Consider the following 20,251-nt stretch of genomic DNA (forward strand, 5'->3'; position numbering starts at 1 on the left):
CCGGTCGCCAACCCCCATACTCGACACCCCCCCCACCCACTATTTAAACAGGGCGCCCCCCCCCCCCGGGGGCCGCGGGGGGGCGCCCCCCCCCCCCCCCTGGGGGGGGGGCCCGGGGCCGGGGGGACCGCGGCCCCACCACGGAGCCGCGGCACGGCGGGGCCTTCCCGGCGCGTCAGCGGGTCGCGTGCGTCAGGCGGGTCGCCAGGGCGTGGAGGCGGTCGCGGAGACCGGCCGGCCCGTGGACCGTGAAGTCGAGGCCGACCACGGCGAGCCGCACGGCCAGCCAGTCGACGGATTCGGTCACGTTGGCCCGCAGCCGGCAGGACTCCGGCCCCGTCGCGACCGGCACGAGGTGTGCCGGCAGCACCGCCACCACCCGCTCCAGCGGCGCCGCGAACTCCACGTCGAGTTCCACCTCCCGCTCCCCCTCCCCGTACGCCCGCGCCATCGACCGCACCAGGTACGCCCCCGCGTCCCCCTCCGGCAGCTCCCGCGGAGCGAACCGCGCCCCGGTCGCGAGCGGATCCGACACCCGGTCGACCCGGAAGGTCCGCCAGTCCTCGCGCCCCAGGTCGTACGCCACGAGGTACCACCGGCTGCCCGTCGACACCAGGCGGTACGGCTCGACCAGCCGCTTCGACTCCTCGCCGGCCCGCGCCCGGTACCCGAACCGCAGCCGCTCGTGCCCGGTGACCGCGCCGGCGAGCGCCGTCAGCGTGGACGGCGCGACCGTCGCCCCGTCCCCCCGGGTCAGCGGCAGCGTCGCCGCCTGGAGCGTCGAGACCCGGTGCCGCAGCCGCGCCGGCAGCACCTGCTCCAGCTTCGCCAGGGCCCGTACCGACGCCTCCTCGACGCCCTCGACGGCGTGCCCCGCCCCGGCCCGGAGACCGACGGCGATGGCGACGGCCTCCTCGTCGTCGAGGAGCAGCGGCGGCATCGCCGCGCCCGCGACGAGCCGGTAGCCGCCCACCGCCCCCTTCGTCGCCTCCACGGGATAGCCGAGCTCCCGCAGCCGGTCGATGTCGCGGCGGATCGTGCGCGCGGAGACCGCGAGCCGTTCGGCGAGCTCGCTGCCGGGCCACTCGCGCGGGGTCTGGAGGAGGGAGAGCAGGGTGAGGAGTCGTGCCGGGGTGTCCGTCATGCCCACCAGCATGGGCCAGAAATAGGACGCAACCTGACCTACATCACTCCTATGGTTCTTCCATGAGCGCACACGAGACCGACGCCGCCACGGGGGCGGACAGCACCACCACGGGGGACAGCAGACGCTGGATCGCCCTGGCCATCGTCATGACGGCCGCCTTCATGGACCTGGTCGACGCCACGATCGTGAACATCGCGATCCCCAGCATCGAGCACGACCTCGGGGCCACCTTCGGCGCGATCCAGTGGATCACCGCCGGCTACGCGCTGGCCTTCGCCGCCGGCCTGATCACCGGCGGCCGCCTCGGCGACATCTACGGCCGCAAGCGGCTCTTCCTCCTCGGCACGGCGGGCTTCACGCTCGCCTCCGCCCTGTGCGGCTTCGCCGCTAACCCGGAGATGCTGGTCGCCTCCCGCCTCCTCCAGGGCGCGGCGGCTGCGATGATGGTGCCGCAGGTGCTGTCGATCGTCCACGTCACCTTCCCCGCGCACGAACGCGGCAAGGTCTTCGGCCTGTTCGGCGCGATCGTCGGCCTCGGCGCGGTCTCCGGCCCGCTGCTCGGCGCGCTGCTCACCGAGTGGAACATCGCGGGCCTGGAGTGGCGCCCGATCTTCCTGATCAACCTGCCGGTCGGCGTCGCCGCCCTGATCCTCGGCCGGAAGTACATCATCGAGTCGAAGGCGCCGAAGGCGCTCCGCCTCGACCTGGTCGGCGTCGTGCTCGTCACGGCCGCGCTGCTCCTGCTGATCTACCCGCTGACCCGGGGTCGCGAGCTGGACTGGCCGCTGTGGGGCCACCTGATGATGGCGGCCAGCCCGCTGGTCTTCGGCGCCCTCGTCGTCTACGAGCGGTACAAGACGCGCAAGGACGGTTCCCCGCTGGTCGAGCTCTCGCTGTTCCGTGTGAAGTCGTTCGCCGCGGGCATCGCCGTCCAGCTCACGTTCGGCGTCGTGCTCGGCGTCTTCTTCCTGGTGTGGACGCTCTACATGCAGATCGGCCTCGGCTGGAGCGCCCTCAAGGCGGGTCTGACCGGAGTGCCGTTCTCGATCGCGGTCTCGATGGCGGCCGGCCTGTCGGTCCAGCTCCTCGTGCCGCGCTTCGGCCGCAAGGTGCTCCAGGCGGGCGCGCTGACGATGGTCGCGGGCATCCTGCTCTACTTCTTCCTCGCGGGCCGGTACGAGGCGGGGATCTCGCCCTGGCAGATGATCCCGGCGCTGGTGGTGATGGGCCTCGGCATGGGCCTGATCGTGGCGCCGCTGACGGACGCGGTGCTGTCGGAGGTCCCGAAGGAGCACGCGGGTTCGGCGTCCGGCCTGATCAACACGACGGGCCAGATGGGCAACGCGATCGGTCTCGGCCTGGTCTCCGTGGTCTTCTTCGGCGTGATCGACGACCGGGGTCCGGCCAAGGTCCCGGCGGACGTCACGGACGCCTTCGTCGACGCCTTCCGCAACTCCCTGGGCTGGGTCGCGGTGGTCCTCGCCGGCATCTTCCTGGTGATGTTCGCCCTGCCGGCCCGCCCGAAGCAGCACCTGGAGGGCGGCGACGCGGACGTCGCGGACGGCGCCGAGCCGGACGGCCTCGTGGAGAAGGTCCCGGCGCTCGCCTCCTGAGCCCTCCGCCGCACCCCGAAGGGCCCCGGTCTCGTCCCCCGAGACCGGGGCCTTCGCCGCACCGGGGGTCGGCGGCCCCGGGGGTCAGCGGCTTCCGGGGGTCCGCGGCTTCAGGGGGTCAGCGGACCCCGGGGGTCAGCGGACCCGGGAGCGGGCCTCCATCGCTCCGCGGGCCGCGGCCTCCGACTCGTACACCTCGCACATGTGCCGCCCGTCCGGGGTGGCCGTGTGCTCGACCTCCCAGAGGCTCAGCTCGCTGCCGTCCAGCAGCAGGAACTGGTGCTCGTAGAGGGTGAAGCCGGCGTCCCGGCCGCCCTCCACCGGGCAGTGGCGGCCGAAGACCTGGGTGATGTGGTGGGCGAAGGCGATCCGCAGCCGGCGGGCGGTCCGCTCGCCGGGCCGGTCGCCGTTCTCCGCCCGCCGCAGGACGCGGCGGGCGTGGTCCGCCGAGTTGTCCGGCACGTACATCCGGGGCTGGGCCGGTATGGGGTGGGCGAGGAGCGCGCCCAGCGCCGCCAGGTCGTCGTCCTCGTCGAGCGGACGCCCGTCGGACCGCTCCACCGTCCACTCCGGCAGCGGACCCGACGGCAGTCGGGACGCGGCGAGCCGGGCCTCGGCCTCCTCCGCGTACAGCTCGTGCTGTTCGGTGCCGTCCCGCCCCGCGTTGTGCGCGAGCTCCCACAGGACGAGGGCGCTGCCGTCGGCGAGCAGGTACGTGTGGCGGTAGGTGCTGCGGTTCAGGGTGGAGCTGTGGTGCGAGGAGTGCAGCGCGGTGGAGTGGGCGAGCGCCGACTCCAGGCGCTCCACCGTCGCGTCGGGCAGGTCGAAGGAGTTGAGCGCCCGGCCGAGGAGCCGCTCGACGTGCGTCTCGGTCGTCTCGTACGGATCGAGGTGATCCCGCGGATCGTTCAAGAGGGTCTCCAGGCCGTCGCCGCATGTCACTTGATGCTTGCTTAACGTAGCCCCTGGGTCCGACAACGGGGTCGGGGTTACGGAAAACGAGGGGCGTCCGACGGAAGTTCCCGCGCCGACGAGCCTCCCAACTACCCTTTCTTCACCGGGAATACGGCTGCCTACGCCCCGCCGTACAGCTCCCGGTACGACGGGAAGTCACCGCCCGGCCCCCGCCGGCCGCCCGGCGCCGCCAGGACCGCCCGGACGATCGCCCGGGTCACCACGTCGGCCCCCGCCGCCAGGATCTCGTTCAGGGCCAGCGGGCCCGGCGCGGCGGGCAGTTCACGGGCGCCCGTGGCCAGCGCGAAGACGGTGTCGCCGTCGTTCATCAGATGCACCGGCCGGATCGCCCGGGCGATCCCGTCGTGCGCCGTCCCCGCCGCCTTCTGCGCCTGCGCGCGGGTCAGGGCCGCGTCCGTCGCGACCACCGCCAGGGTGGTGTTCATCGGCGGCGCGACGGAGGCCGCACGGGCCTCCGCGAGCCGCCGGACCGCCGCCGCGTGCACCTCCGCCGACGGGGGCACCGGCAGCCCGCCGCCCCCGAAGAGACGGCCGTACAGGATCCCCGTCTCCGGGTCGAACGCCGAACCCACCGCGTTCACCACCACCAGGGCGCCGACCGTGATCCCCGATCCCAGCCGGACGCTCGCCGTGCCGACGCCGCCGCGCACCCCGCCGACCACCGCACCCGTGCCCGCGCCCACCGCCCCCGTCGCCACGCGCGCGTGGTCCCCGGAAGCGGCCGCGGCCGCCACCGCCGCCCGCCCCGTGGCCGCGTCCGGGCGGGCCGCGAAGTCGCCGCCCCGGCCCAGGTCGAAGACGCACGCCGCCGGCACCACCGGCACCACGTGCGCCGGATCCGGCCCCACCCGCACCCCCCGCCCCCGCTCCTCCAGCCACGCCATCACCCCGGCCGCGGCCTCCAGGCCGTACGCGCTGCCGCCGGTCAGCATGATCGCGTCGATCCGCTGCACCAGGTTCCTGGGGTCCAGGGCGTCCGTCTCCCGGGTGCCGGGCCCCCCGCCCCGCACGTCCACGGCGGCCACCGCCCCGCCCTCCGGCGCGAGCACCACCGTCGTCCCGGACAGCGCCCGCGCCCCCGCCACCCGCGCGTGCCCCACCCGCACGCCGGGCACGTCGGTGATTCCGTCGGACGGGAGCGGGTCGGCTGTCATGTCCCCTTCCTACCTCAGGAGCGGCGGGCCGGCCCGGTCACCGGGTTCCGTGCGGTGAGCGTCACGCCCACCACGACCGCCCCCGCCGCCACGAGACCCGCCGCGAGCACCGCCCAGCGGCCCGCGAACGAGCACAGCAGGATCGCCAGCGACGCCCCCGGCAGCACCGCCTGCTGCGCCAGGCCCACCTTGAAGTACCGGGCGTGCAGCAGCCACACCGACAGCAGGAAGACCGCCGACGGGATCGTCACCGACGCCGACGCCGCCAGCGTGCTGATGTGCGCCTTCCCCACGGCCTGCTCCACCGCGATCTCCAGCCCCGCCCCGATCGCCGCCGCCGACATGAAGATCACGTAGTGGCCGTACCCCCACAGGAACCCCTGCCGGCTGTCCGTCAGCCGGTCGTGCGCCGGCACCACGAAGTAGACCCACCACGCGGCGAAGACGATCAACAGCCCGCCCGCCGCGATCGGCAGCAGCTCGTTCAGCGCGTCGTTCTCCACCACCCCCGACTTCACCGCCACCGTCGCCGCCGCCACCGACTCGCCCAGCACGATGATCGTGAACAGCCCGTACCGCTCCGCGATGTGGTGCGGATGCCAGGTGCTCGGCGCGTCCTTCTCCGCGTACACCGGCACCGCGAGCTCCGCCAGCGCCATCACCAGGAACACCCACGGCCGCGCCCCCTCCGGCACGAACAGCAGCGCCAGCCAGCCGATCTGCACGGCGAGCACCCCGCCCGCGTACCGCCGGCACATCGTCCGCTCCCGCGCCGACGAGGCGTGCCGCGCGGCCCGCAGCCACTGCGTCGCGAGCGCCACCCGCATCACCAGGTAGCCCAGGTACACCACGAGGAAGTCGTGTTCCTCGAAGGCCCGGGAGACGCCGGCGGCGAGGATCAGCACCCCCGCGATCTGCACCAGCGTGACGACCCGGTACAGGACGTCGTCGTTGTCGTAGGCCGACGCGAACCAGGAGAAGTTCATCCACGCCCACCAGATGGCGAAGAAGACCATCGCGTAACTCGCCACGCCCTCACCCGCGTGCCCCTCGGCGACCGCGTGCACGAGCGACGCGCCCGCCTGGGCGACGGCGACCACGAAACACAGGTCGAAGAAGAGCTCCAGAGGCGTCGCCGTCCGGTGCGCCTCCTCGCGGGAGCGTGCGGTGAGCGGCAGAAAAGGTTGTGTCATGAGCTCAGCACAGCACAGCGGGGCCCTGGTCCCCGACCTTCCCGGCCCCGTGGAAGGCCGCGGCCTCCCGGTCGGCCGGGCCCGCCGCCGAAGGAGTGGCGGGCCCCCGGGCCCGCGCGCGGCCCGACGTCCCGCCTCCCGGGCCCGGCGACACGGTCACCCGTACGCCGGACATAGCGGGCTCAAAGGGTATATACGTCCTACCGTGGCCCCGTGACCGAGCCACCCCAGACCGCCGAGCCCGCCGCCTCCGAGCCGGAGGCGCCCGCTCCGGTCCCGGACGGCCCCACGCACCGGACCCCCGCCGCCGTCCGCCGCCGCGCGCTGCTCGCCGGCACCGCCGTCTCCGCCCTCCTGGTCCTCGCGATCGTCTTCGGCAGCCGGCTCCTCCGCGACTTCGACTCGGCCCTCCTGCCCTACGCCGTCGCCACCGTCTTCCTCGCCTTCGGCGTCGCCCACCGCTACACCGTCTGGATCTCCGCCCCCGGCGCCCGGCGCCTCTTCCGCCAGGGCTGGCGGTCCTTCTTCTCCGCCGCCAACTTCCGCAAGGCACCCACCGCCCTGCCGAGGATGATCGCCACCTACCTCGGCCTCCAGAAGTTCCTCGGCGCCCGCTCGCACGCCCGCTGGGCCGCCCACCAGCTCCTCTTCTGGGGCTGCGTCCTCGCCGCGCTCATCACCTTCCCCCTCACCTGGGGCTGGTTCACCTTCACGTCCGGAACCGGCGACGGCCCCGGCTACGAGATGCGGATCTGGGGCTTCAAGGTCCTCGGCTTCGACTCGCTGAACGTCTTCGGCTGGCTCATGTTCCACGGCCTCGACATCGCCGCCGTCCTCGTCATCGCCGGCGCCTCGTACTTCCTCTGGCGCCGCATGAAGGACCGCGGCGCGATCACCGGCCAGCGCTTCGCCTACGACCTGGTCCCGCTGATCGCCCTCGTCGTCATCTCGGTCACCGGCCTGCTGCTCACCTTCTCCTCGATCTTCCTGCACGGCGGCGGCTACGAGTTCCTGGCGATCCTCCACATGGTCTCGGTCGTCCTCACCCTCGTCTACATCCCCTTCGGGAAGTTCTTCCACATCGTCCAGCGGCCCGCCGCCGTCGGCATGCAGCTCTTCAAGTACACCTCCCGCCGCGAGGACGGCGCCGCCGAGGAACTCCGGACCTGCCGCCGCTGCCACGAGCCCCTCGACACCCCCGCCTACGTCGACAACCTGCGCGGCACCATGCGGGACCTGAAGCTCGACTTCGACGAATGGGCCGAGTACTGCCCCCGCTGCAAACGCGTCCTCCGCGGCAGCGCCTACCTCAGCCACGTCAAGAAGGGCTTCCACTGAGTGACCGCGACCGACCGTTCCCGCGCGCTGCCGCTCGACCCCTCCGTCGCCCCGCCGGGGACGCGGAACTTCCGGGACGCCGGGGGGATCCCCGCCGACCGGTGGCACGCCGACCAGAACGGGGAGACGCTCGTCCCCACCCACTGCTGCTTCTGCGGGGTGCAGTGCGGCATGTACCTGCGGGTCGACCGCGGCGGCAAGGTGTTCGGGGTGGAGCCCCGCAACCACGACATCAACCGGATGCGGCTCTGCCCCAAGGGCATCAACGCCTACCAGCAGGTCAACCACCCCGACCGGCTGACCTCGCCGCTGATGCGGCGCAACCGCGACGAGGAGTTCCGGCCGGTCGGCTGGGAGGAGGCGCTCGACCACACCGTCGCCGAGATCCGCCGCATCCAGGGCGAGTACGGCAACGACGCCTTCGGGCTGCTCGGCGGGGCCAGTCTCTTCTCCGAGAAGACCTACCTCGTCGGGAAGTTCGCCCGGGTCGCGCTGAAGACCAGGCACGTCGACTACAACGGACGCCTCTGCATGGTCTCCGCCGCCGGCGCCAACAAGCTCGCCTTCGGCATCGACCGGGCCGGGAACCCCTTCTCCGACATCCTCCTCACCGACTGCCTCCTCATCGCCGGCTCCAACGTCGGCGAATGCTTCCCGGTGATGACCCAGTACCTGTGGGGGGCCCGGGACCGCGGGGCCTCCCTCATCGTGGTCGACCCCCGGGAGACGGCCGTCGCCCGCACCGCCGACGTCCACGTCGCCCTCAAGCCCGGCACCGACTCCGCGTTCTTCAACGCGGTGCTGCACGTGATCGTCGCCGAGGGACTCACCGACGAGGCCTACCTCGCCGCCCACACCACCGGCTGGGACGAGGTCAGGAAGACCGTCGCCGCCTACCCGCCGTCGCGCTCCGCCCCGATCTGCGGCGTCCCCGAGGAGCAGATCGTCCAGGTCGCCCGCATGTTCGCCGGCGCGGGCAAGGCCATGGCCTGGCACGCCCGGGGCGTCGAGCACCACTCGCAGGGCGTCGAGAACTGCCTCACCCTCATCAACCTCTGCGTCGCCACCGGGAACATCGGGAAGCCCGGCGCCGGCTACGGCACCATCACCGGCCAGGGCAACGGCCAGGGCGGCCGCGAGCACGGCCAGAAGTCCGACCTCCTCCCCGGCGGCCGCTCCATCTCCGATCCCGAGCACCGACGGCAGATCTGCGCGATCTGGGGCATCGAGGAGTCCGAACTCCCGCCCGCCGGCACCTCCATGATGGAGATGGTCTGGCAGATGCAGCGCGCAGAGATCCGCGGCCTCATCGGCATCTGCAACAACCCCTTCGTCTCCCTCCCGAACTACGCCACGGTCAAGGAGGGGTACGACACCCTCCAGTTCCACGCCCAGTTCGACTTCTTCCTCTCCGAGACCGCCGCCAACGCCCACGTCGTCTTCCCCGTCACCGTCTGGGCCGAGGACGAGGGCGTCATGGCCAACGCCGAGGCCCGCGTCGTCAAGCACAACAAGGCGCAGGAACCCCCGGCCGGGGTCCGCACCGACACCTGGGTCATGTGCGAGCTCGCCAAGCGGCTCGGCGCCGGCGACAAGTTCGCCTTCCCCGACTCCCGGTCCGTCTTCGAGGAGCTGCGGATCGCGTCCGCCGGCACCGTCAACGACTACTACGGCATCACCTACGAGCGGCTGGAGGAGACCGGCGGCATCGCCTGGCCCTGCCCGACCACCGAGCACCCCGGCACCCCCCGCCTCTTCGAGGACGGACGCACCTACCACCCCGACGGCAGGATCCACCTGCAGGCCGTCGAGTGGCACCCGCCGATGGACCCGTACAGCGAGGAGTACCCGCTCTCCCTCACCACCGGCCGCACCGTCGCGCACTTCCTGTCCGGCAACCAGACCCGCCGGCTCGGCGCCCTCGTCGAACAGACCCCCCGCCCCTGGGTCGAGGTCCACCCCGCGCACGGCTTCCGCAACGGCGACCCGGTCCGCGTCGTCACCCGGCGCGGCAGCGAGGTCTTCCCCGCCCTGGTCACCGAGGCCATCCGCCCCGACACCGTCTTCGTGCCCTATCACTGGCCCGTCCCCACCGCCGCGAACGCCCTCACCGTCGACGCCCTCGACCCCCGCTCGAAGATCCCCGAGTACAAGGTCTGCGCCGCCCGCATCGAGGCCGCCGAACGCGTCGACGAGGTCCCCGCGCCCCCGACCGCCCCCGGGCGGCCCGCCTACCCCGAGACGCAGGTCTCCCGCACCGACCCCCTGCCCCCCACGGCCCCGCAGGGCCGCGGCACCGCGGAGAGGAGCTGACCGCACATGATGGGCCGCACGATCTTCATCGACCCGGGCCGCTGCATCGGCTGCCAGGCCTGCGTCTCCGCCTGCCGCGAATGCGACTCGCACCGCGGCAAGTCGATGATCCACCTCGACTACCCCGACGAAGGCCACTCCGTCGCCTCCCTTCCCACCGTCTGCATGCACTGCGAGGACCCCGTCGCCCCCTGCGCCGAGGTCTGCCCCGCCGACGCGATCCTGGTGACCGCCGACGGCGTGGTGCAGCAGGCCGACACCACCCGCTGCATCGGCTGCGCCAACTGCGTCAACGCCTGCCCCTTCGGTGTCCCGAAGATCGACCTCCAGGCGAAGCTGCAGATGAAGTGCAACCTCTGCTACGACCGCACCGCCTACGGCCTCGCCCCCATGTGCGCCACCGTCTGCCCCACCGGCGCCCTCTTCTACGGCACCCTCGACGAGCTGCGCGCCGAGCGCCCCGGCGTCCAGGTCGCCGACTCCTTCACCTTCGGCGGCACCACCGTCACCACCGGGGTGGCGATGGTCGTCCCCGCCGACAAGGTCCAGTGGCCCGTCCCCGGCGGGCTCCCGGTCGTCCGGATCAACGGAAAGGACGTCGGATGAGCGTCACCGACCCGCAGCCGCCCGCGCCGGACGCCGGAGCCGACGCGGCGCAGGAGGCGCTCCGCGACCGGATCGCCGCCGACTCCCTCACCACCCGCCGGGACTACCTGCGGATCGTCGCCACCGTCTCCGGCGGTCTCGCGGTCGGCGGCGTCGCGGTCGCCTCCGGCATCCTGCACCGGCACGGCGACGCCGACGGCACCCCCGAGGTGAAGAAGGTCGCCGACGCGATCCCGCCCGGGGAGTCCCTCGCCTTCCGCTACCCGGGCGACGAGGACCGGGCGATCGCCGTCCGCATGGAGGACGGCACCCTCGCCGGCTACTCCGCCGTCTGCACCCACCTGGCCTGCGCCGTCCTGTGGCGCAAGGACCGGGGCAGCGAGGGCGAGCTGTACTGCCCCTGCCACGAGGGGGTCTTCGACGCCCGTACCGGAGAGGTGACGGCCGGACCGCCGCCGCGCGGCCTGCCGAAGGTGATCCTCGTCGAGCAGGCCGACGGCTCCGTCTGGGCCATCGGCACCGCCCGCTCCGGGGAGAGCCTGCGGGAGGGGTACTGCCGCCAGCGCGGCGCGGGTACCCCGCCCTGCGCCGCCCTCCGGGCCGGCGCGCCCGCCGACCGCTCCGGCGCCGAGAGGAGCGAGCGCGCATGACACCCGAGAGCCCGCTCCCGGAGCGCCCCCCGTACCGCCCGGGCAGCGCGGAGCCCCGGCTCAACCGTCCGGTGCGCGAGCGCTATCCGCAGATCCGGCCCACGAGCGGCTACGGCGACCCGCGGATCCGGCACACGGGGCCGGGCCCGGGTGCGGGCACGGAGCAGGAACCGGAGCGCTCCTCGAAGCTGTCGGCGCGGCTGGCACTGGCGCTCACGGTGGTGATCGGCCAGCTCTGGGGGCTGACGATCGTGGTGGACGAGTGGATGTCCGGCGACACCGGCACCGCCTGGTGGGGCGCGGGCTTCCTCGTCCTGTCGTTCCTGGTGGTCCTCGGGCTGTGGGCGCTGGACCCGAAGGACCGCTGATCGGGCGGGTCCGGGGCGGGGGAGCGGGCGTACTCTGAAGACATGAGCACCGCCCCCGCCCACGGACCGCGAGACGCGAAGCCGAACGGCATTCGGTCGAATTCCCAGAACCCCCCGAAGCCGGTGATCGTCTTCGACGATCCGCTCGACGTCCAGTCCGCGGACGACACGGACCGCGGGTGGGGCGAGCGGCCTCCTTCCGGCGGCGGAGCCGCCGACCTCGCGCGCTTCCTGGACGAGAAGCCGCCGCACCACCTCTGACGCCGGGGCGTCCCTCCGGTCAGGAGGTGGAGTGCGTCCCCTTGTCGCTGCCGGGGCCGCGCTGCGCGACCAGGTGGTCGCGGATCTCCTTGAGCACCTCCAGCTCGCTGACCTCCAGGACCTCGTCGACACCCTCCTTCGCCTTGTCGTGCGCGGCACGCCGGGCGAGGATCTTGGCCATCGGCAGGACCATCAGGAAGTAGACGACGGCGGCGGTGATGATGAAGCTGAGGATCGCGCTCAGCACCAGGCCCCACTGGAGCTGGATGCCCTGCATCTCGCCGTCGACGACCCGGCAGGGATCCTTGAGGCAGCTCGCGTAGCTCTCCAGGTCCTTCGTGCCGAAGGCGCCCACGATCGGGTTGATGATGCCCTTGACCACCGAGTTCACGATGTTGGTGAACGCGGCACCGATGACGACCGCCACCGCGAGGTCGATCACGTTCCCGCGCATCAGGAAGGCTTTGAAGCCCGCCATCACGCTTTCCTTCTTCTCGGCCACCAAGGTGCCTTTCCAGGAGTGTGCTGCTGTGTGCGGAGCCATTAGGCCGCGAACGGCGGGAGGCCGTCCAATCCGTACACACGGGACGGTGACTTGACAGGGTGTCCGTGCGAATCAGCACAGTGTCACCGCCAGTTGGGACGTGACACCGGCACCTGCCAGCGCCGTCGCGGTCGCCCGGGGCACGGCGAGGACGATCAGCGCCCCGCCGTCCGGGCGGGTCGCGCCCGGGCGCGGGACCTCGGCCACCCGGGCGGCCCGCGCCACCACCCGTACCGCGCCGTCGCCGTTCCCCAGCGGGGAGTTGACGGTGGGCGCGGCGATGACGTCCACGCGGTCGCCGGCGCGCAGGAGCCGTACGGCCTCGGCGTCGGCGATCCGCACCGGCGCGGACACGAGCCGGGCCGGTGGGGGCGCGGGAGCGGGCGCGCGGGCCGCGGGCGCGGAGACGGTCCGGGCCCCGGGGGCGTACCCGCCGGGTGGTTCGGGCCGGGCGGTGGCGGCGGTCAGCGCGAGGGCCGCGGCCGTGAGCAGGAGGAGGGCGCCGGGCGTGCGGCGCAGCCGGGGCCGTAGCCGCCCGCCGCGGACCCGCAGCGGCGGGAAGTCCGGCACGTCACAGGGCCCGGGGACGGGCCCGGCGGCGCCCGCGCCCGGAGCGCCCGCCGCCGGGTGCGCCCGCGGGAGCCCGTGGGTCCGCGTCAGCGTGTGGGTCTGCGTATCGGAATGCGTGTGGGTCTGCGTATGGGTCCGCGTGTGGGTCCGCGCCCGCGGGTGCGTATGCGTCGTCGTGGTCATGCGGCCACTGTGGCGCCCGTCCCGCGATCCCGCTCCGGCCTGTGGACGACCTGCCGTCTGTGGACAACTCGCCCACCCCTGCGGGGGAAAGCGCCGGGGGTACACCGGGGGTACGCCACGGCCCCGGTCCCCTGTCGGGGGCCGGGGCCGGGACGGTGTTCGGGTGCGGGACGGGCCTCAGGCGGCCGGCGTCGAGCTGGACGACGTCGAGGTGCTCGTCGACGAGGCCGGCTTGGCGTCCGAGGACGACGACGAGGAGGTGGACGCCGTGGAGGACGTCGGGCTCTTCGTGGCCGGGGAGCTGCTGGACGAGGCACCGCGGCTGTCGTTCCGGTAGAAGCCGGAGCCCTTGAAGACGATGCCGACGGCGGAGAACACCTTCTTGAGGCGGCCGTGGCAGGCGGGGCACTCGGTCAGCGCGTCGTCCGTGAACTTCTGGACCGCCTCAAGGCCCTCGCCGCACTCGGTGCACTGGTACTGGTAGGTCGGCACTAGTCTTCCTCCTGGCACTCACACTCATCGAGTGCTAACGACGATCCATAGTGACGTATTCCGTCGGTTCAGTCCACCGCCACCGGCACGCGGTGACCGATGCCACGTGTCGCGGCCCGTGCCGCGACCCGGCTCGCCTCGCGCGGCGCGAGCCGCGAACGCAGGGCGAGCAGGGTGACGAAGGCGAGCGCGGTGCCCGCGGCGGGGACGAGGAATCCCGCGCCGGAGCCGTGGGCGTCGGCGAGGCGGCCGGCGACCGTGACGGCCAGCGCCTGGCCGAGGGCGACGGCGCCGGTGAGCCAGGTGAAGGCCTCGGTCCTGGAGGAGGCCGGGATCAGGGTCTCGACGATGGTGTAGCCGGTGATCAGGGCCGGGGCGATGCACAGGCCGACGACGAGGCCGAGGGCACCGAGCAGCAGCACCGAGTGCGTGGTCCACAGCAGGGACGCGGCGACGGTGAGGCCCGCGTAGCCGAGGATCAGGCGGCGGCGGGGGCCGGTCTTCCAGGCGACGGCGCCCATGGCGATGCCGGCGAGCATGTTTCCGGCGGCGAAGACGCCGTAGAGGAGGCCGTTGGCGCCCGGGTTGCCGATCTCCTCGCTGAAGGCGGTGAGCGAGACCTGCATGCCGCCGAAGACGGCGCCGATGCCGAGGAAGGCGACGATCAGGACGCGGACGCCCGGGACGGAGAGCGCGGAGCGGTGCGGCTCGGCGTCCTCCCGGCCCGCGGCGGCGAGTGCGCCGAAGGCCGGCTGGGTGGCGCGCTGGGCGGCGAAGAAGAGGCCGCCGACGAGGGTGAGCGCGGCTTCGGTGATCAGGCCGGCGGCCGGGTGGACACCGGTGCACAGGGCGGTGGCGAGGACCGGGCCGACGACGAAGGTGAACTCGTCGGTGACGGATTCGAAGGCCGCGGCGGTCGGCATCAGCGGCGTGCCGTCGAGCTTGGCGGCCCAGCGGGCCCGGACCATGGGCCCGACCTGCGGGACGGAGGCGCCGGCGGGCACGGCGGCGAGGAACAGCGCCCACAGCGGGGCGCCGGCCAGGGCGAGCGCGACGAGCAGCGAGACGGCCGCGGAGTGGACGATGACGCCGGGGACGAGGACGGCCCGCTGGCCGAACCGGTCGGCGAGCTTGCCGCTCTGCGGCGCGAAGAGCGCCATGGAGACACCGGTGACGGCGGCGACGGCGCCGGCGCTGCCGTAGGAACCGGTGGTGTGCTGGACGAGCAGGACGATGCCGATGGTCAGCATCGCGAACGGCTGCCGGGCGGCGAAGCCGGGGATCAGGAAGGAGAGCGCACCGGGGGTGCGCAGCAGCTGCCCGTAGCCGGGCCGCTTCTCGGAGACGACCGTGGACGCCACGGTCCTGGCCTTTCTGCCGCCTGGTAGCGCGCCGGGGCACGGTGGTGCCGGTCTCGCCGAGAGCTGTCCTCATGCGCGGAACTGCGGTAGATACCGGGAGGGCCCCACTGCGGGAGGGGGCGCCGGCCGCCATACGGTCGCGCCAGCTCTGCGTCAGGCAGAGTTGGTTCGATCAAGTGTGCCTTCATGGTACAGGGAGGAGCGCTCTTCCGCCTGTGATTCCGCTGGGGAGAACACTCCCGACCCCGACACCATGCCCGTGATCAGGGCTCCGTCCGCTTGTCCCGGCCCGTCGTGGAGGCGGGCCGGTGGAAGCGGGTCGCGGTCGTGGCGACCGTCTGGCGCCCGTCACCGGTGCCGAGCCAGCCGGCGAGCTTGCCGCCCTGGCCGACCGCGCGCAGGCGCCGCTCGGTGGCGTCGCGGACCGGGTCGGTGGCGACGACGAGCAGTTCGTCCCCCGTGCGCAGCACGGTCGCCGGGCCCGGCACGAAGCTGGCGTCGTCCCGCACCACGAGGGTGACGGCGGCGCCGGCCGGGAGGCGCAGCTCGGCGACCTCGACGCCGTGCATCCGGGAGCCGGGCGGGATGGCGACGGAGAGCAGGTGACCGCGGAGCCGCTCCAGCGGCGCCGACTCGACGCCGAGGTCGGCGGCGCCGGTGGAGTCGCCGAGCTTCAGCGCCTTGGCCAGGTAGGGGAGCGTCGGGCCCTGGACGAGGGTGTAGACGACGACCAGGACGAAGACGATGTTGAAGATCCGTTCGCTGCCCTCGATCTGCCCCACCATCGGGATGGTGGCGAGGATGATGGGGACGGCTCCGCGCAGGCCGGCCCAGGACATGAGGGCCTGCTCCTGCCAGGGGATGCGGAAGGGCAGCAGGCTGACCAGGACCTCCATGGGCCGGGCGACCATGGTGAGGACGAGGCCGATGACGACGGCCGGCCAGAAGTCGTTGACGAGCTCGTGCGGGGTGACGAGCAGGCCGAGCAGGACGAACATGCCGATCTGGGCGATCCAGCCGAGTCCCTCGGCGAAGCCGCGGTTGGCGGGGGCGTGCGGCAGCTTGGCGTTGCCGAGGACCATCGAGGCCAGGTAGACGGCGAGGAAGCCGGAGCCGTGGGCGAGCGCGCCGGCCGCGTAGGCGGTGACGGCGATGGCCATGACGGCGATCGGGTAGAGGCCGGACGCGGGCAGGGCGACGTGCCGGAGCCCGTACGCCCCGACGAAGCCGACGGCGAGGCCGATGGCGGCGCCGATGGCGAGCTCCAGGGCGATCTCGCCGACGAGGACGTACCAGTGGTCGACGGGTCCCGCCGTGGAGAAGGCGACGACGAGGATGACGACGGGGGCGTCGTTGAAGCCGGACTCGGCCTCCAGGACGCCGGTGACCCGGGCGGGCAGCGGCACCTTGCGCAGGACGGAGAAGACGGCGGCGGCGTCGGTGGAGGAGACGACGGCGCCGATGATCAGCGCCTGGCGCCAGTCCAGGCCGACGAGGTAGTGGGCGCCGGCGGCGGTGATGCCGACGGAGACGGCGACGCCGAGGGTGGAGAGGACGACGGCGGCCGGCAGGGCCGGCCTGATCTCCTTCCACTTCGTGCCGAGACCGCCCTCGGCGAGGATGACGACGAGCGCCGCGTAGCCGATGACCTGGGTCAGCTCGGCGTTGTCGAAGGCGACGTTGCCGATGCCGTCCTGCCCGATGGCGACGCCGATGCCGAGGTACAGCAGGAGGCTGGGGAGTCCGCTCCGGGACGAGATCCGCACGGCGGCGACCGCGATCAGCAGCACCAGCGAGCTGATCAGCAGGAGTTCGTTGAGCTCGTGGACAGTCAGTGCGCCGTTCCTTCCCCTCGTCGCGCCGGATCGTTCCTCCAGCGGGCGGTACTTCGTTACCTTACCTAATCTTTAACGTTTCCTTGACGCCTTCTTCGCGGCCGGCGCTTCCCCGATGCGGTCATGAGTGCGGTTCCTCCCTGACACCGAGTCCAGGCCGCCCGGGCGCTGCGCCTAAGGTTGCTCCCGTACTCCAGGACCACCCTGCCCCTCGAAGGACAGCGATGCCCTCCAACACGACCGCGCCCCCCGCCAAGAAGAAAGGCAGGCGCGCCCGCCTGATCGTCCTGCTCCTGGTCCTTGCGCTGGTCGGGGCCGTCGCCTTCGGCGGCTGGTGGGGGGTCGGCACCGTCCGTGCCTCGTTCCCGCAGACGACCGGCGAGGTCAGGATCGACTCCCTCTCCGGCGACGTCGAGGTCAAACGGGACGCCCTCGGCATCCCGCAGATCTACGCGGACAACGAGACCGACCTCTTCCGCGCGCAGGGCTACGTCCAGGCGCAGGACCGCTTCTACGAGATGGACGTCCGCCGGCACCTCACCGCCGGCCGCCTCTCCGAGATGTTCGGCGAGGGCCAGGTCGAGACCGACGCCTTCCTGCGCACCCTCGGCTGGCGCCGGGTCGCGCAGCAGGAGTACGACAAGGTCCTGGCCCCGGAGACGAAGAAGTACCTCCAGGCCTACGCGGAGGGCGTCAACGCCTATCTGAAGGACCGTGAGCCGCAGGACGTCTCCGTCGAGTACGCGGCCCTCTCCTTCGACAACGACTACACCATCGAGCCGTGGACCCCGGTCGACTCGGTCGCCTGGCTCAAGGCCATGGCCTGGGACCTGCGCGGCAACATGCAGGACGAGATCGACCGCTCGCTGCTCACCAGCCGGCTGACCCCGGCCCAGATCAAGCAGCTGTACCCGGAGTACCCGTACGAGCTCCACCAGCCGATCGTGGACCGCGGCGCGGTCGACCCGGTGACGAAGAAGTTCGACCCGAAGGCCGGCAAGGACGAGGAGTCCGAGGACGGCACGGGGACGGGCACCGGCGGCGCGAGCCCCCAGCTCGCCGCCCTCTCCGGCCTCTCCGAGGTCCTCGACTCCGTCCCGGCCCTGCTCGGCCCGAACGGCAACGGCATCGGCTCCAACTCCTGGGTCGTCTCCGGCGAGCTCACCACCTCCGGCAAGCCGCTGCTCGCCAACGACCCGCACCTCGCGCCGATGCTGCCGTCCCTCTGGTACCAGATGGGGCTGCACTGCCGCTCGGTCTCCGCGACCTGCCGCTACGACGTCGCCGGCTACACCTTCTCCGGCATGCCCGGCGTGATCATCGGCCACAACGACACCATCGCCTGGGGCCTCACCAACCTCGGCGCCGACGTCACCGACCTCTACCTGGAGAAGGTCAGCCCCGAGGGCTACCTCGTCGACGGCAAGGTCAAGCCGTTCGACACCCGCGAGGAGGTCATCAAGGTCGCCGGCGGCCGCGACCGGCCCATCACCATCCGCTCCACCGAGCACGGCCCGCTCGTCTCCGACCGCTCCTCCGAGCTGGAGAAGGTCGGCCAGAAGGCCCCCGTCGGCAACTCCGCCCCCGACCGCGCCGAGGGCTACGGCGTCTCCCTGCAGTGGACCGCCCTCCAGCCCGGCAAGTCCATGGACGCGATCTTCGCGATCAACCGGGCCAAGGACTTCAAGCAGTTCCGGGCCGCCGCGAAGAACTTCGAGGTCCCCTCGCAGAACCTCGTCTACGCCGACACCAAGGGCCACATCGGCTACCAGTCCCCGGGCAAGATCCCGCGCCGCGCCCTCGGCGACGGCACCCTGCCCGCCCCCGGCTGGGACTCCCGCTACCGCTGGAAGGGCTACATCCCCTTCGAGCAGCTGCCCTACGAGTACGACCCGGCGCGCGGCTACATCGTCACCGCCAACCAGGCCGTGATCTCCCCGGAGCAGTACCCCGACCTGCTCACCAAGGACTGGGGCTACGGCTCCCGCAGCCAGCGGATCAACGACCTCATCGAGTCGAAGACCAAGGACGGCGGCAAGATCTCGCCGGACGACATGCGGACCATGCAGACCGACAACCGCAGCGAGATCGCCACCCTGCTCAACCCGCTGCTGCTGAAGATCGACATCTCCGACCCGCACGTCCGCGAGGCGCAGAAGCTCCTGGAGGGCTGGGACTACACCCAGGAGCCCGACTCGGCCGCCGCCGCCTACTTCAACGCGGTCTGGCGCAACGTCCTCAAGCTCTCCTTCGGCGACAAGCTGCCCAAGGAGGTGCGCGCCGAGGGCGACTGCGTCAACGTGCGCCCGGTCGACGCCACCGGCCCGGTCGACGAGCAGAACAAGCTGGTCCGCGAATGCGGCGAGCGCGACCCCGACTCGGCGCAGCCGGACGGCGGCGACCGCTGGTACGAGGTCGTCCGCCCGCTCCTCAAGCAGGAGAAGAGCGCGTGGTGGACCACCCCCGCCACCCGCACCGACCCGGCCACCGAGACCCGCGACCAGCTGCTCGCCCGCGCTATGAAGGACGCCCGCTGGGAGCTGACCGCCAAGCTCGGCAAGGACGTCTCCACCTGGAGCTGGGGCCGGCTGCACCAGCTGACCCTGAAGAACCAGACCCTCGGCACCGCCGGGCCCGGCCCGGTCCGGCAGCTTCTCAACCGCGGCCCGTGGAACCTCGGCGGCGGCGAGGCGGCCGTCGACGCCACCGGCTGGAACGCCGCCGGCGGCTACGAGGTCATCTGGGTGCCGTCGATGCGGATGGTCGTCAACGTCGGCGACTGGGACAGGTCCCGGTGGATCAACCTGACCGGCGCCTCCGGCCACGCCTTCCACGACAACTACACCGACCAGACGGACGCCTGGGCCGACGGCGAGCTGTACGACTGGGCCTACGGCAAGGCGGCGGTCGACGCGGCGGCGAAGGACACGCTCACGCTGAAGCCGTGATCAGGAACGGCCGAAACGGGTCGCGCCCTCCGGGGTGACCACCGCGTGCACGGGGTGGTCGTGCGGTTCCTCCGGGACCCGCGCGACCACCTCGTCCGCGTAGAGGAGCACCACCAGGGCCGGGTCCTTCCCGGCCCGCGCCAGCCGGGCGAGGACCCGGTCGTACGAGCCGCCGCCGCGGCCGAGGCGCATCCCGCGCGCGTCCACCGCGAGCCCCGGCAGCAGCACCGCGTCCGCCGTGCACACGGCGTCCGGGCCGAGCCGCGGACCGGTCGGTTCGAGGAGACCGCGGCCGGCCTTCGCGAGCGCGCCCGGCCCCTCGTACACCGCCCAGTCCAGGTCGTTGTCGGGCAGCAGGACCGGCAGCAGGACCCGCACCCCGCGCGCGTGCAGCGCGTCGAGGAGGGCGCGGGTGCCGGGCTCGCGGCCGACGGAGACGTACGCGGCGACGGTGGCGGCTCCCGCCAGCTCCGGCAGATCGACGCCGTGCCCGGCCAGCGCCCGGGCGGCCCGCGCGAGGGCCTCGGGGGAGAGGGCGGCGCGCGCGTCGAGCAGCCGTCGGCGCAAGAGGGCTTTTTCGGACACGTCCGGATTTTCCTTCCGCATAGCAGATCCTCATAAATCGCTCTTCACAGTATTTATGGGGGGAAAGTTAATCGGAGCCCCATCTTTCCCTCATTCATCAGCGGATAAGGTTCCC

Annotated in this window: 18 protein-coding genes; 8 read left to right on the top strand and 10 right to left on the bottom strand. The window is 72.7% G+C overall.

Going from position 1 to position 20,251, the window contains the following annotated elements:
- Positions 1 to 175: 175 nt before the first annotated feature.
- The gene (locus ACFZCF_RS27830) at positions 176 to 1,144 is read right to left on the bottom strand and encodes a WYL domain-containing protein (RefSeq protein WP_391289616.1); all 969 of its coding nucleotides are present in this window, start codon (positions 1,142 to 1,144) and stop codon (positions 176 to 178) included.
- A 62-nt stretch (positions 1,145 to 1,206) separates the two neighbouring features.
- On the opposite strand from ACFZCF_RS27830, the gene ACFZCF_RS27835 reads away from it, so the two are divergent.
- Complete coding sequence (locus ACFZCF_RS27835; protein WP_391289618.1) at positions 1,207 to 2,760, top strand: DHA2 family efflux MFS transporter permease subunit; 1,554 nt, start codon at positions 1,207 to 1,209, stop codon at positions 2,758 to 2,760.
- A gap of 135 nt (positions 2,761 to 2,895) precedes the next feature.
- Here the strand turns inward: ACFZCF_RS27835 and ACFZCF_RS27840 are convergent, their stop codons facing one another.
- From ACFZCF_RS27840 to ACFZCF_RS27850, 3 genes are all read right to left on the bottom strand, one after another.
- A complete protein-coding gene (locus ACFZCF_RS27840; protein ID WP_388449266.1) occupies positions 2,896 to 3,672 on the bottom strand; it encodes a DUF6227 family protein in 777 nt (258 codons plus the stop codon).
- Between the two features lie 161 nt (positions 3,673 to 3,833).
- On the bottom strand, positions 3,834 to 4,889 hold the full coding sequence (locus tag ACFZCF_RS27845; RefSeq protein WP_388449265.1) for a P1 family peptidase: 1,056 nt from the start codon (positions 4,887 to 4,889) through the stop codon (positions 3,834 to 3,836).
- 14 nt (positions 4,890 to 4,903) lie between these two features.
- Entirely contained in the window at positions 4,904 to 6,082 is a 1,179-nt protein-coding gene (locus tag ACFZCF_RS27850; RefSeq protein ID WP_391289621.1) for a low temperature requirement protein A, read from the bottom strand.
- A 213-nt stretch (positions 6,083 to 6,295) separates the two neighbouring features.
- On the opposite strand from ACFZCF_RS27850, the gene ACFZCF_RS27855 reads away from it, so the two are divergent.
- The 6 genes from ACFZCF_RS27855 to ACFZCF_RS27880 are packed head-to-tail and all read left to right on the top strand — an operon-like array spanning position 6,296 to position 11,618.
- Entirely contained in the window at positions 6,296 to 7,420 is a 1,125-nt protein-coding gene (locus tag ACFZCF_RS27855) for an MFS transporter (protein ID WP_391289623.1), read from the top strand.
- Entirely contained in the window at positions 7,421 to 9,733 is a 2,313-nt protein-coding gene (locus ACFZCF_RS27860; RefSeq protein ID WP_391289625.1) for a molybdopterin-dependent oxidoreductase, read from the top strand.
- 6 nt (positions 9,734 to 9,739) lie between these two features.
- Positions 9,740 to 10,339: a 4Fe-4S dicluster domain-containing protein gene (locus ACFZCF_RS27865; protein WP_391289627.1), complete on the top strand. Its 600-nt coding sequence runs from the start codon at positions 9,740 to 9,742 to the stop codon at positions 10,337 to 10,339.
- Positions 10,336 to 10,989, top strand: a complete 654-nt coding sequence (locus ACFZCF_RS27870) for a ubiquinol-cytochrome c reductase iron-sulfur subunit (protein ID WP_388449260.1) — start codon at positions 10,336 to 10,338, stop codon at positions 10,987 to 10,989. Before ACFZCF_RS27865 ends, ACFZCF_RS27870 begins: the two co-directional genes overlap by 4 nt.
- Positions 10,986 to 11,357, top strand: coding sequence for a hypothetical protein (locus tag ACFZCF_RS27875; RefSeq protein WP_388449259.1), 372 nt, complete (start codon positions 10,986 to 10,988; stop codon positions 11,355 to 11,357). Before ACFZCF_RS27870 ends, ACFZCF_RS27875 begins: the two co-directional genes overlap by 4 nt.
- A 42-nt stretch (positions 11,358 to 11,399) precedes the next feature.
- Positions 11,400 to 11,618, top strand: a complete 219-nt coding sequence (locus tag ACFZCF_RS27880; protein ID WP_388449258.1) for a hypothetical protein — start codon at positions 11,400 to 11,402, stop codon at positions 11,616 to 11,618.
- Positions 11,619 to 11,637: 19 nt separating this feature from the next.
- Here the strand turns inward: ACFZCF_RS27880 and mscL are convergent, their stop codons facing one another.
- The 5 genes from mscL to ACFZCF_RS27905 all read right to left on the bottom strand — a co-directional run bounded on the left by mscL (position 11,638) and on the right by ACFZCF_RS27905 (position 16,558).
- Positions 11,638 to 12,162 carry a large conductance mechanosensitive channel protein MscL gene (gene mscL / locus ACFZCF_RS27885; RefSeq protein ID WP_388449257.1) on the bottom strand — a complete coding sequence of 175 codons (525 nt, stop codon included), beginning with the start codon at positions 12,160 to 12,162 and terminating at the stop codon, positions 11,638 to 11,640.
- Between the two features lie 72 nt (positions 12,163 to 12,234).
- Positions 12,235 to 12,915: a hypothetical protein gene (locus tag ACFZCF_RS27890; RefSeq protein WP_391289630.1), complete on the bottom strand. Its 681-nt coding sequence runs from the start codon at positions 12,913 to 12,915 to the stop codon at positions 12,235 to 12,237.
- A 177-nt stretch (positions 12,916 to 13,092) separates the two neighbouring features.
- Positions 13,093 to 13,407, bottom strand: a complete 315-nt coding sequence (locus ACFZCF_RS27895; protein ID WP_388449255.1) for an FmdB family zinc ribbon protein — start codon at positions 13,405 to 13,407, stop codon at positions 13,093 to 13,095.
- Positions 13,408 to 13,475: 68 nt separating this feature from the next.
- Positions 13,476 to 14,768 carry an MFS transporter gene (locus tag ACFZCF_RS27900; RefSeq protein WP_391289632.1) on the bottom strand — a complete coding sequence of 431 codons (1,293 nt, stop codon included), beginning with the start codon at positions 14,766 to 14,768 and terminating at the stop codon, positions 13,476 to 13,478.
- A gap of 263 nt (positions 14,769 to 15,031) precedes the next feature.
- Positions 15,032 to 16,558: a potassium/proton antiporter gene (locus ACFZCF_RS27905; RefSeq protein WP_391289634.1), complete on the bottom strand. Its 1,527-nt coding sequence runs from the start codon at positions 16,556 to 16,558 to the stop codon at positions 15,032 to 15,034.
- 269 nt (positions 16,559 to 16,827) lie between these two features.
- On the opposite strand from ACFZCF_RS27905, the gene ACFZCF_RS27910 reads away from it, so the two are divergent.
- Positions 16,828 to 19,551: a penicillin acylase family protein gene (locus ACFZCF_RS27910; protein WP_391289636.1), complete on the top strand. Its 2,724-nt coding sequence runs from the start codon at positions 16,828 to 16,830 to the stop codon at positions 19,549 to 19,551.
- On the opposite strand, the gene ACFZCF_RS27915 is transcribed toward ACFZCF_RS27910, so the two are convergent.
- The gene (locus tag ACFZCF_RS27915; RefSeq protein ID WP_391289638.1) at positions 19,552 to 20,157 is read right to left on the bottom strand and encodes a 5-formyltetrahydrofolate cyclo-ligase; all 606 of its coding nucleotides are present in this window, start codon (positions 20,155 to 20,157) and stop codon (positions 19,552 to 19,554) included.
- Positions 20,158 to 20,251: the final 94 nt, after the last annotated feature.

The organism is Streptomyces sp. NPDC007945 (genome assembly GCF_042958885.1).
Lineage (GTDB): Bacteria > Actinomycetota > Actinomycetes > Streptomycetales > Streptomycetaceae > Streptomyces.